This window comes from Hymenobacter sp. 102 (assembly GCF_049949205.1).
Lineage (GTDB): Bacteria > Bacteroidota > Bacteroidia > Cytophagales > Hymenobacteraceae > Hymenobacter.
The window spans coordinates 117422-129808 of sequence record NZ_CP188172.1; the positions used below are offsets into that span (position 1 = coordinate 117422).

A 12387-nucleotide genomic window follows, 5' to 3' on the forward strand; every position below is an offset into this window, starting at 1 on the left:
GCGCAGCCGAGGAATCTCGCGTGCAATGGTAATCCTGTCGTTAGGATTAGTTGCTACAACGTCAGCACGCGAGATTCCTCGCGCTGCTCGGAATGACGTTCTAATGTTGTTCGTTCTATCGGTTACTCGTGAAACGTCAGGCCGCTTGCGGTGGGCTGCACGTAGCCCTGGCGGATGACGAAATCACCAAACCGCTCCTGGGGCTGGCGGTTCTGGGCGTAGTCGGCAAGCAGGGGCGTGAGCTCCCGCACGATGCCGTCTTCGTCCAGCATTTCCTTGTAGAGCTTGTTCATCCGCTCCCCGTTGAAAGCGGCACCGAGGTACAGGTTGTAGCGGCCCACGGCCCGGCCCACCAGCCCGATTTCGCCGAGGTAGGGACGGGCGCAGCCGTTGGGGCAGCCCGTCATCCGCAGCAGAATATCGTCCTGAGCCAGACCCTGTTGGCGAATCACCCGGTCCAATCTATCCAATAATTCCGGAAGATACCGCTCGGCCTCCGCGAAGGCCAGCGTGCAGGTGGGTAGGGCCACGCAGGCCAGCGCCCCGCGCCGCAGGGCCGTGTATTCCTTGCCGGCCTCGATGGCTACGCCGTGCTGCTGTAACACGGCCTGCACGCTCAGCCGGTGCTCGGGGGCAATGTTGGCGATGATCAGGTTCTGGTTGCCGGTGAGGCGGAAGTCGCCGGTGTGGAAGGCGGCAATTTCGCGCAAAGCGGTTTTGAGTGCGTAGCCGTCCCGGTCGAGGATGCGGCCGCCTTCCACGAACAGGGTGAGGTGGGCCCGGCCATCGGCCTGGATGGACCATCCGTAGGCGTCGCCGGAGCTGCGGAACTGGTAGGGGCGGGCAGGCTCCACGGTAAAGCCCAGGCGCTGGTTTAGCTCGGCTTTGAACACGTCGAGGCCCACGCGGTCCACGGTATACTTGAGGCGGGAGAACTTGCGGTTTTCGCGGTTGCCCCAGTCGCGCTGAATCGTCACGATTTTCTCGCAGGCATCCACCACCTTGTCGGCGGGCACGAAGCCGATGATGTCGGCCAGGCGGGGGTAGGTGTCGGGCATGCCGAACGTCATGCCCATGCCGCCACCCACGGCCACGTTGAAGCCCACCAGCTGGCCCTGCTCCTCCATGGCAATCAGACCTAGGTCGTTGGCGAAGATATCGGTGTCGTTGTAGGGCGGAATGGCCAGGGCAATCTTGAACTTGCGGGGCAGGTAGGTTTTGCCGTAGATGGGCTCGGCGTCTTCCTCGCCCTCGTTGGGGGCGCTGGTGAACTGCGGCTCCCCGTTCAGCCACAAATCCCAGTAAGCCGAGGTGCGGGGCGTGAGGTGGGCGCTGATCTGCTTCGATACCTCGTACACGGCCGCGTGCACGGGGCTCTCGTGGGGGTTGGGGTTGCACATCACGTTGCGGTTCACGTCGCCGCAGCCCGCAATGCTGTCGAGCAAAGCCTCGTTAAAGCCCTGGATGGTTTTTTTTAGGTCGCGCTTGAGTACGCCGTGCAGCTGGAAGGCTTGGCGGGTGGTGAGCTTGAGCGTGTGGTTGCCGTACTGGTTGGCCAGCTCATCCATACGCCGCCACTGCGCGGGCGAGGCAATACCGCCCGGCACCCGCACCCGAATCATAAGCGAGTACAGCGGCTCCAGCTTCTGGCGCTTGCGCTCCGAGTCCAGGTCCCGGTCCGTCTGCTGGTAGGAGCCGTGGAACTTGATCAGGTGGGTATCGTCGGGGTAGAGGGCGCCGGTGAGCGGGTTCACGAGGCTTTCGGCCAAGGTGCCGCGCAAATAGTTGCTGGCTGCCTTGACGTGCTCGACTTCGGAAAGTTTGGGGGTATCAGCCATGAGAATCAGGGAGCTGTGGAGGATGCCGGAGCAGCCGGAGCCGCAGGGCGTAAATCGAAGTTGTGGAAGTAGAAAACCCGGATGGTGTGCTGGTTGCGGTAGGTGCTACCGGCCGGCAGCTGCTGAAACAGGTGCATGTAGCCAGCCTGCAACTGGGCATGTTTGCTGAAGGGGTACACCACGCCGGCAAACAGCCGGTTCTGGTCGAAGTAGTTCAGGCGAATCTCCTTGCCGAAATTCATCATCACTTCGTTGTTGAGCAGAAACTGCCAGCCGCCGGGCTCAAAACCCCGCTTGGTAAGCGGCAGAAACAGCGCCGCGTTGTAGCGGGTGCGGTAGTTGAAATCGAAATCATCAGTGCGCTCATTCTGCCGGATAGTGCGCCGGAATCGTTCTTCCAGCCGCACCCACTGCATCAGGCGGGCCTTCGGAAACTTGCTGAACCACTGCACCTGCTGCCAGGGGCGGTGCTCGGGCTGGCCCACGGTGCGGGCCCCGTCGGGGTAATGGTGCACGTAGGCATAGCCCCCGGTCAGGCGCACGTCATCGGTGAGGTAGTACGTCAGGCCCACGCGGGCCACCGTCTGGTAGCTGGCCTGCACGAAATGGTCGTGCAGGCGCAGGTGCAGGTCGGTCCAGCTGCCCCAGTGTTGCGAAAACCGGGTTTGGTTGAATATGCCCAGCCACGTCTGCTGCTCGCGCACGTACTGTTTCTGCGCCAGCAAAGGCCGGGTCAGAAGCAGCAAGCCACAAAAGAGAAGGAGCCGTTTCATCACACTTACCGCAGCACGGTGTTATCGAACGTGAGGGCCACGTAGTACAGGCCCCCGATGGTGGGGCCGGCGGCGTACTGGTAGTAGCGGTTGTTGAAGAGGTTGGCGCCGCCGGCTTTGATGGTGGTTTTGAGGGCGGGCACGCGCACGTTCACCTGGGCATCCACGGTTTGGTAGGCGGGCACGCGGCCGTTGGCAAGGGGGCTTTCCCAGAAGAAGGTGCTCTGGTGCCGCCATACCACGTTGAAGCCCACGTTGCGCACAATTTCGCGGTTGCCGAAGCTCACGTTGGTGACCCAGTGCGGGGTGTTGAAGCCCGTCACGAAGATGTCGGGGGCGTTGTTGGCCGACAAGGCGTTGTAGTTCACGTTGCCGCCCAGGGTGTACTTCTGGTAGAAGTTGTAGGTGACGCCCAGCGTGGAGCCGTAGCTGCGGTAGTTGTTGCGGGCGTTGGTATACACCCGGTACCGGTCCTGGCGGGCGGCGCGGTTGCTGTTGAGAGCCGCCAGCACGGCATCATCGGAGCCTACCGGCACCTGCTGGCCGGCGGCGTTTTTGGGCACGCTTACTTCCACCTGGCCCAGAAAGCCGGAGTAGATGTTCACGTAGGCGTCGGCGTCGATGGAGAGTCGGTTATCCAGCAGCACGCTGCGGTAGCCCACCTCGTAGGCGTTGATCTGCTCGGGCTGCTCGGTGGGCAGGTTGCCCACTTGCAGCACGCCCCGGATTTCAGGGCGCAGGGCGGCCTGGCTGGCGGTGGTGCCGGCGTTGGCGGCCACGTAGGCATTCACGGCGGCGTTGAACTGCGAAATAGACGCCAGGGTGTAGGAGTTGTCGAGGTAGTTCAGCCCCTCGTTCACCCGAGCCAAACCGCCTACCCGGCGCACGTTGCCGTTGTTCACGAACGACAGCGCCTCAAACAACGACGGGAAGCGCCAGCCGTTCTGGTACGAGGCCCGGAAGTTGTGCAGGCCGCCGGCCGTGTACACGGCCGCCACCCGCGGGTTCAGCTTGGGGTTGAACTCGGGGTTGTAATCCAGGCGCAGCGAGGCGGTGAGTTTCAGGCGGTCCTGCAGCAGGCGCTTGGTGGCCTGCCCGAAGCCCCCGATTTTCTTGTAGTACTGGTTCTGGCCGCCGGGCTGGGTGCGCTCGGTGAGCGGGCGGCTGAAATCCACGAAGTTGTTGCCGTCGGGGATTACCTCGTACAGGCGGGCATCGGCCCCCAGCAGCACATCGGCAAACTTCACCCGCGGGCCCAGGTTCCAGATGGCATCGGTGTGGTAGGTGCGGCTGCGCTGGGTGAGAGCAGCCCCGCCCGGGATGGGCGCGCCGGGCACGTTCACGCCGCTGTCCCAGTTGTTGGTTTTCACAATCTGGGCTTTCAGGGCGTCGAAGGCGGGCGTACCGGGCACGGCGCGGCCAGCGTCGGCCACGGTGCGGGCCTGCTGCATGGCCTGGGCCAGGGTGGCCCCGCCGCTCAGCTGGCTTTGCAGCTCGGCCTTGAACTTGTTGCCCCAGGCGGCGTTGGAGCCGTTCTGCAGGTCGAGGTTCAGCGCCAGCGGGTTGAGGTTGTAGGAATTGCCGGTGTTTTCGACCAGCATGTAGGCCCGGGCCGTGAAGTTCTCGCCCTTCAGCTCCACCTTGTGGTTCTGCACCGTCACGCCGTCGAGCTGAATCTTGTTGCCGCGCTGAAACACGCCGTCCATCAGCCCGAACCGATAGCCGTAGCTCAGCTCCAGCTTGTCGGTGAGCTTGTAGTGCAGGCTGGCATCGGCCTTGATGTTGCGCACGATGGGGTTGGTGAGGTCCCGCTCGTAGTAGCCGGTGCGGCGCACGTTGAAGGTTTCGTTGCGGCCGTTGTAGGGGATGGTGATGCTCACGTTGCCAGCGTTGTCGTCGCCGTAGCGGTTCCAGAGGTCGGCGGCGGGGTTGTTGGCCCCGCTCAGCTCCGGGAAGCGCGGGTTGGCCGAGGCCAGGTTCTGCGGGTTCTGGTCGTTCTGGGTGTTGGCCAGCCAGTCGGTGCCGCGCAGGAAGCTGCCGTTCACCTTGTAGGCCCAGCGGCCCGAAGCGCCCAAGCTCTGGGCCCAGCGCACGGCCGTTTCCGTCAGCACGCTCGGGTCCCGGTCTTTGCCGTCCACGTGGTTGACGCCCACCTTCTGGTACACGCTCAGGCCCTGGTAATTGAAGGGGCTTTTGGTGGTGAGGTTGGCCATGCCGTTGATGGCGTTCATGCCGTAGAGGGCCGAGGCCGCGCCGGGCGTAATTTCCACCGAGGCCACGTCCAGCTCGGTGGGGCCGATGGCGTTGCCCAGCGGCACGCCCAACGTAGCCGCCTGCATATCCACCCCGTCCACCAGCTGCATAAAGCGGAAGTTGTTCGGGATGTTGAAGCCGCGCGTATTCGGCACCTTGAAGGTGAGCGAGCTGGTGGTCATCTGCACGCCCTTCACGTTTTCCAGCGCGTCGTAGAAGCTAGGGGCCGGCGTTTCCTTGATGGCCCGAATGTCGAGCTTCTCAATGGCCACCGGCGAGGTCAGCCGACTTTCCTCCACCCGCGACGCCGACACCACCACCTCGTTCATCGACACGGCCTTCGACTCCAGCTGCACGCTGATGGGCTGGCTGCCGCTGGCAATTTCCAGCTCCCGTGACTCGTAGCCCAGCGTGTTGAACACCAGCGTAAACGGAAATCGGAGCTTGGCTTTCAGGGCAAACTGGCCGTTGCCGTCGCTGAGCGTACCGGTGGTGCCGCCCTTCACAATAACGCTCACGCCCGGCAGTGGCTCGCCGGTAGTTTTTTCGCGCACGGTGCCACTCACCGAAATCAGGGCCTCCTGGGCGTGCAGGCCGGTGGCGCTGGCGGCAACCAGCGCCGGTACTAATAAAAAAGAGGAAAGAAGATGTTTCATCAAGTTTTTGCAAGGGGAGAAAGGACCCGGGGCGGGGCAGACGGCAGGCCGGCGCAGCCCCCGCGTCCGGGGCGCAGCGGCCGTTACCGGCTACAACATCGTCTTGGAAAAACAGCGGGCATGGGTTGTTCTGGCGGTTTGCCTCACCCCCCCGGCCCCCTCTCCAGGGGGAGAGGGGGAGCCACGGCGGGCTGGGCGGTTGTAGAGACGCGACACTTCGCGTCTCGTCGTTGCTGAGGTTGCCTTGACTGGTTCAGTATCAGTCGTTCTGGCGGGAGACGCGAGGTGTCGCGTCTCTACACTGTTCGTCCGTTTGTTCAGTACCGGCTGTTCTGGCGGGAGACGCAAGATGTTGCGTCTCTACATCGGTGGCAGATGATTACCATCTCACCACTCACGTCTCAGTACTCACTACTAATACACATCCTCCAAAAACCGGCGCGACTTCTTGAGCTGGCGCAGGTACTCGGCGGCGTAGTCGGCGTCGTGGCCGCTTTCCTGCTGGATGATCTGGCGCAGGGCCTGCTGCACGTCGTGGGCCATGCGGGATTTGTCGCCGCACACGTAGAAGTAGGCCCCGTTTTCGAGCTGCTCGTACACGCGGCGGCTTTGTTCCAGCAGGCGGTGCTGCACGTAGAGTTTCTGGGCCTGGTCGCGGGAAAAGGCCACGTCGAGGCGGTCGAGGGTGCCGCGCTTGAGGTGCTGCTGCCACTCGGTCTGGTATAGGAAGTCGGTGGTGAAGTGGGGGTTGCCGAACAGCAGCCAGTTGCGGCCCGTCGCGCCGGTTTCGGCCCGCTCCTCCACAAACGCCCGGAAAGGCGCTACCCCGGTGCCGGGACCCACCATGATGATGTCGGTGGCAGCGTCCTGCGGCAGCTTGAAGTACTCGTTGCGGTCCACCCACACCCGGGCCGTGTCGCCGATGCTCAGGTGGTCGGCCTGGTAGCCGGAGCAGGCCCCGTGCTTGGCGCGGCCGTAGGTTTCGTAGCGCACGGCCCCCACGGTCAGATGCACTTCCTCGGGGTGGGCCAGCAAGGAGGAGGCAATGGAGTAGGCCCGGGCCGGCAACGGCCGCAGCACCGCCGCCAGCTGCTGCCCCGACAGCTCCACCGGAAACTCCGTGAGCAAATCGGCCACGTCGCGGCCGTAGAGGTAGGTGCCTAGCCCAGCCGTATCGGCTAGAATTTCGCGGAGGCGCGGGTATTGCGGAGCTACGGCGGCGTAGCGCTCCAGCACGTCGCGGGTGATAACCGACAGCTCCAGCCGCTCGGTGAGGGCGGTGGTCAGATCCAGCTCCTCGGCTTCGAGGCGCACCGGGGCAGCTTCGGGCAGGCGGGCGGCCTGCAGCACCTCCTGCACCAGCGCGGGGCGGTTGCGGGGCTGCACCATCAGGGCGTCGCCGGGCTCGTAGGTCAGGCCCGAGTCAGCCAGCGAGAACTCCAGGTGGTAGGTTTCCTTGGTAGAGCCCCGGCCGTTGAGCTGAATCTTCTCCAGCAGCTCCGACCCGAAGGGGTTGCGGGCGTTGTACTCCACGGCGGTAGGCAGCGGGGCCACCTCCGGCGCGTGGCCTGCACCCACGGCCGCTACCACCGGCGCGGCCACGGCGGCACCAGCCGTTACGGGAGCCGGGGTGGGCTGCAGCTCAATGATGCGGCTGAGCACCTGCTCGGCCCACTGGTGGGTTTCGTCCTCGAAGGTTACGTCGCAATCCAGCCGCTCAGCCAGGCGGCGGCCACCCAGCTCGGCCAGGCGCTGGTCGAACTCGAAGCCAGTCTGGCAGAATTGCAGGTAGCTTTTGTCGCCCAGGGCCAGCACGGCGTACTGCAGGTCGGGCAGCTTGGGGGCGCGGCTGCTGAGCAGGAACTGGTGCAGCTCCTCGGCTGCAATGGGCGGGTCGCCTTCCCCCTGGGTGCTCACCACTACCAGCAGCAACTGTTCGGTTTTGAGGTCCTTGGTGGGGTAGTCGTTCATGTCGCGCACCTGCGGCTGCAGGCCCCGGCGGCGGGCCGCCTCGGCCACTAGGCCGGCGGCTTTCTTGCTGTTGCCGGTCTGGGAGCCAAACAGGATGGTGAGCCGACTAGCCGCGGCGGCTTCCGCCACCGCCGGAGCCGGGGCCCCGGCCGCAGCGGGGGCCGCCGCGCCGGCGCGGCCGTAGAGGTAGCCGCTCAGCCATACCAGCTGCTGGGAGGTGAGGCCCGCTGCCAGCTGCTGCAGCGCCTGGTCGTCGAGGCCAATGGGAAGCGTGGGGGAAGCTGAAAGAAGTGACATAGGACGTGGTAGTTGGGGCTGCTCTGGTCGTAGTCGCCTCACCCCCAACCCCCTCTCCGAAAAGGAGAGGGGGCTCTAGTACTAGTTTTTAGATCTAGTACTACTTCCTGTTCAGGAAGAAAGAGCGGGGCTGAGGATGTGGCTGAACAGTTGCTAAGCTAGAATTAGAGTCCTCTCTCCTTTTTCGGAGAGGGGGTTGGGGGTGAGGCGACTACGCCGCGTACAACTCCGGCAGCAGCGCCAGCTTCTCCGGGGTGGCCAGGCGGGTTACTTCGCCGATGATGATGATGGCCGGGGCGCCAATTTCGGCGGCGGCGGCGCGGGCGGGCAGCTCGGCAACAGGGCCGGTTACCAAGCGGGCGTGGGGCAGGGTGCCGTTCTGGATGATGGCGGCCGGGGTGTCGGCGTGGCCCTGCTCGCAGAAGGCCTGCACAATGCGCGGCAGCTCGCCCAGGCCCATCAGAATGACGGTGGTGCCGCGGGCGTCGCGGGCGGCTTCCCGGATGCTGCCAGCCAGCTCGCCGGTGGCGGTGGTGGCCGTAATCACCCGGAACCCTTCGCTCAGGCCCCGGTGCGTGACGGGAATACCCGCTGCCCCGGCGGCGGCCACCGCGCTGCTGATGCCGGGCACGTAGTCTGTCAGCAGGCCGTGGGCTTCGGCGTAGAGCATTTCCTCCCGGCCGCGCCCGAACACAAACGGGTCGCCGCCCTTGAGGCGCACCACGTGGCCGTAGCGGCGGGCGTAGTCCACAATCAGTGCGTTGATGTCGTCTTGGGAGTGGCTGCGCATGCCGCGCCGCTTGCCCACGGGCACCAGCACGGCTTCGGGGCGGGCGTGCCCAAGCAGGGCGCGGTTGGCCAGCGCATCGTACAAAATCACATCGGCTTCCGACAGCACCCGCGCCCCTTTGAGCGTGAGCAGCTCCGGGTCGCCGGGTCCGGCACCCAGTACCGTAAGGCGGGGCATTTGCATCGGTGAAATGGTGAAGTGGTGAAATGGTGAGTTTGACGTTCTGCTATCCTGAGCAGAGCGAAGGGCCTTGTTCTGCTAGAACAGCTCTGCGTCTTCTGCGAAAACCTCTGCGAACCTCTGCGGGAAATGACGTCCTCACGTGATAAGGTCCTTTGCTCTGCTCAGGATGACAGGCGTTTATATACCCAGGAGCTAAATTGAAAAGGCTACTGGCGGCGCAACGGGGGCGGTGAAGTACTCGGAGTTGGCGGCTTCTACCAGGCCGGCGGCCAGGGTGTCGCCGGTCAGCTCGTCTACCAGAATGAAGGAGCCAGTGGTGCGGTTATCGGTGTAGTGGTCCACGGCCAGGGGCAGGGCGGTTTTGAGGCGCACCCGCACGATGTCGTTGAGCTGGGCCTGTTCGGTGTGCACCCGGGCGAAAGTCTGCACGTTCACCTTGTAGAGGATGGCCGACACGGCGGCTTTCGAGAGGGCCGAGTGGTGTTGCACCAGCAGCTTGCGACCGGGCCACAGGGGCTGCTCGCTCATCCAGCACAGGGTGGCTTCCAGTTCGCGGGTGAGGGTGGGCTCCTCGGGGCCGGCGGGCACCAGGGCGTCGCCGCGGCTTACGTCCACGTCGTCGCGCAGGCGGATGACCACGGCCTGCGGGGCGGAGGCCGTTTCCACTTCCTGCTGGCTTACCTCAATGGCTTCAATTTCCGATTCCAGGCCCGAAGGCAGCACCCGCACACGCTGGCCGCGGCGGTACTGGCCGCTCAGAATCTGGCCGGCGTAGCCGCGGTAGTCGGGCAGCTCGGGCGTCTGGGGCCGGATGACGTACTGCACCTGGAAGCGGGGTGCGGCCTCGGTTTCCTGGGCGCCGGGCACGCTTTCCAGATGTTCCAGCAGGCTCGGGCCGGTGTACCAGGGCAGATGCTGGCTGGGCTTCACCACGTTGTCGCCCTGCAAGGCGCTCAGCGGAATGGCCGTGGCGGCGGGGAGGTGGAAGTGGTTGGTGAGCTCGGCGTAGTCGGTGGCAATGCGGGCAAACACCGCCTCGTCGTAGTTCACCAGGTCCATCTTGTTCACGGCCAGCACAAAGTGCCGGATGCCCAGCAGCGCGGCAATGAGGGTGTGGCGGCGGGTTTGCTCAATCACGCCCTGGCGGGCATCCACCAGCACAATGGCCAGATCGGCGTTGCTGGCCCCCGTCACCATGTTGCGGGTATACTGCACGTGGCCGGGCGCATCGGTGATGATGAACTTGCGGCGCGGGGTAGTGAAGTATTTGTAGGCCACGTCGATGGTGATGCCCTGTTCCCGCTCGGCGCGCAGGCCGTCGGTCAGCAACGCCAAATCCACGGTGCCATTAGAAGCCTGCCGCTTCTCCAGCGCCGCCAGTACGTCCAGCGACACCGATTCGGAGTCATACAGCAGCCGCCCAATCAGGGTGCTTTTGCCGTCGTCCACGCTCCCGCAGGTGATAAATCGTAGTAAGTCCATGAGGTGAAATTGTGAGTTTGTGAAATTGTGAATTGCTGTGCTGTTGGGGTGAAGCGGGAGAATTTCCACAACTTCACCTTTCACAACTTCACCACTTAAAAGTATCCGTTGCGCTTGCGGTCTTCCATGCCGGCTTCGGAGATGTTGTCGTCGAGGCGGGTGGCGCCCCGCTCGCTTACTTTGGCCAGCAGCAGGTCCTGGATGATGTCTTCCACGGTAGCCGCGTCGCTTTCCACGGCGGCGGTGCAGGTGGAGTCGCCCACGGTGCGGAAGCGTACCTGCCGGGTCACGATTTCGTCTTCGTCATCGAGCTGCAAATGCTCGGTGAGGCCCAGCAGCTGGCCCGAGGGCAGCACCACGCAGGTGCGCTCGTGGCCGAAGTAGATGTCGGGCAGCGGAATGTTTTCGCGCTGGATGTAGCGCCACACGTCCAGTTCCGTCCAGTTGGAAATGGGGAACACGCGCACGTTTTCGCCCTTCTGAATGCGGCCGTTGTAAATGTTCCAAAGCTCGGGGCGCTGGCGCTTGGGGTCCCACTGGCCAAACTCGTCGCGCACCGAGAAGATGCGCTCCTTGGCCCGGGCCTTCTCCTCGTCGCGGCGGGCCCCGCCAATGCAGGCGTCAAACTCAAACTCCTCGATTACCTCCAGCAGCGTGTAGGTCTGCAGCGGGTTGCGGCTGGGGTACTTGCCGCCCGGCTCGCGCAGGCGCTGCCGCCGGATGGTGTCCTCCACCTTGCGCACCACCAGCTTTTCCCCCAGGCGGGCGGCCAGCTCGTCGCGGTACTGCAGCACCTCGGGGAAGTTGTGGCCGGTATCCACGTGCACCAGCGGGAAGGGGAAGCGGCCAGGGCGGAAGGCCTTTTCGGCCAGGCGCGTGAGCACAATGGAATCCTTGCCGCCCGAAAACAGCAGGGCCGGCCGCTCAAACTGCCCCGCCACCTCCCGCAGGATGTGGATGGCTTCGGCTTCCAGCCGGTCGAGGTAATCGAAAGTGGTACTCATAGTTGTCTGGATTTCAAGTGCTTTTTTGGTTGTAGAGACGCGATACTTCGCGTCTCCCGCGTGCTGATGTTGGGTTGGCTGCGCCGTTCTTGTCGTTCTGACGACGAGACGCGAAGTGTCGCGTCTCTACAGCTTACTATCCGGCTGGCACCGGCTCCACCACCGGGTCGGGGCCGTCGTGGGGGGCGGTGGCGTGCAGGCCGCACTCTTTGGCTGAGAGGTCTTCCCACCACCAGCGGCCGGCCCGGAAATCCTCGCCGGGCTTGATGGCGCGGGTGCAGGGGGCGCAGCCGATGCTCACGAAGCCCTGCTGGTGCAGCGGGTTCACCGGAATGCCCTCCTGCTGCACAAAGGCCAGCGCCTGCTCCCAGGTCCAGTCGAACAGCGGGTGGATTTTCACGAGGTTGTGCGCCGCGTCCCATTCCACGGGGTCCATCGTCTGCCGGTTCTGGGATTGTTCGGCCCGGATGCCGGTGACCCAGGCGCCGCGGCCGGCCAGAGCCCGGTTCAGGGGCTCCACCTTGCGGATGTGGCAGCACTGCTTGCGGTTATCCACGCTCTCGTAGAACGAGTTGGGGCCTTTCTGCAGGAGCAGCTCTTCTAGGTCCTCGCGCTGGGGGGCATACACCGAAATGGGCTTCTGGTACCGGATCAGCGTCTTGTTCCAGGTAGAATAGGTTTCCTGGAAGTTGCGGCCGGTATCGAGGGTGAACACCTCAATGGGCAGGTCGTGGGCGAAAATCAGGTGGCTGAGTATCTGGTCTTCCAGCCCGAACGAGGTGGAAAAAACGGCCTGACCGGGGAAGGTGTCGGCTACCAGACGCAGCCGCTCCAGGGCGGAGGCGGCCACTACGAGAGGGCGCAGGCGGTCCAGCTGGGCGTGGACGGCCGGCGCAGCATCAGCTGCAGGCATGGCAGGAAGAGGGGGAGGAGGAAGCGGCCCGCCTGGGGCGCGGCATTCCGGCCGGAAGATGGTTCCACAGCAGGTGCCCGGCCGCACGCAGACGGCAGCCAGAAGGCAACAGGCGGAACGAGAATACACGGAGGCGCTACTCCGACGCGGCACCCGCTAGGGCGTTAGTCGGCCGGGGGCAGCACCCGAACCAGCAAAAGGGAAGTGGTTCGTGCCTACTTACAACA

At 64.5% G+C, this 12387-nt stretch carries 8 protein-coding genes; all 8 read right to left on the reverse strand.

Features of this window, described 5'->3' with window-relative positions; translation table 11 throughout:
• Positions 1-122: 122 nt before the first annotated feature.
• The 8 genes from ACN19L_RS00575 to ACN19L_RS00610 all read right to left on the reverse strand — a co-directional run bounded on the left by ACN19L_RS00575 (position 123) and on the right by ACN19L_RS00610 (position 12160).
• Positions 123-1838, reverse strand: coding sequence for an NADPH-dependent assimilatory sulfite reductase hemoprotein subunit (locus ACN19L_RS00575; protein ID WP_426491610.1), 1716 nt, complete (start codon positions 1836-1838; stop codon positions 123-125).
• Between the two features lie 5 nt (positions 1839-1843).
• Complete coding sequence (locus ACN19L_RS00580; protein ID WP_426491611.1) at positions 1844-2584, reverse strand: DUF2490 domain-containing protein; 741 nt, start codon at positions 2582-2584, stop codon at positions 1844-1846.
• A gap of 32 nt (positions 2585-2616) precedes the next feature.
• On the reverse strand, positions 2617-5520 hold the full coding sequence (locus ACN19L_RS00585; RefSeq protein WP_426491612.1) for a TonB-dependent receptor: 2904 nt from the start codon (positions 5518-5520) through the stop codon (positions 2617-2619).
• A 414-nt stretch (positions 5521-5934) separates the two neighbouring features.
• Complete coding sequence (locus ACN19L_RS00590) at positions 5935-7788, reverse strand: assimilatory sulfite reductase (NADPH) flavoprotein subunit (RefSeq protein WP_426491613.1); 1854 nt, start codon at positions 7786-7788, stop codon at positions 5935-5937.
• 211 nt (positions 7789-7999) lie between these two features.
• Positions 8000-8761: a uroporphyrinogen-III C-methyltransferase gene (gene cobA, locus ACN19L_RS00595; protein WP_426491614.1), complete on the reverse strand. Its 762-nt coding sequence runs from the start codon at positions 8759-8761 to the stop codon at positions 8000-8002.
• A 192-nt stretch (positions 8762-8953) separates the two neighbouring features.
• Positions 8954-10243, reverse strand: a complete 1290-nt coding sequence (locus tag ACN19L_RS00600; RefSeq protein ID WP_426491615.1) for a sulfate adenylyltransferase subunit 1 — start codon at positions 10241-10243, stop codon at positions 8954-8956.
• A 95-nt stretch (positions 10244-10338) separates the two neighbouring features.
• Positions 10339-11247: a sulfate adenylyltransferase subunit CysD gene (gene cysD / locus ACN19L_RS00605; RefSeq protein WP_426491616.1), complete on the reverse strand. Its 909-nt coding sequence runs from the start codon at positions 11245-11247 to the stop codon at positions 10339-10341.
• Positions 11248-11383: 136 nt separating this feature from the next.
• Positions 11384-12160, reverse strand: coding sequence for a phosphoadenylyl-sulfate reductase (locus ACN19L_RS00610; RefSeq protein ID WP_426491617.1), 777 nt, complete (start codon positions 12158-12160; stop codon positions 11384-11386).
• Between the last annotated feature and the right edge of the window lie 227 nt (positions 12161-12387).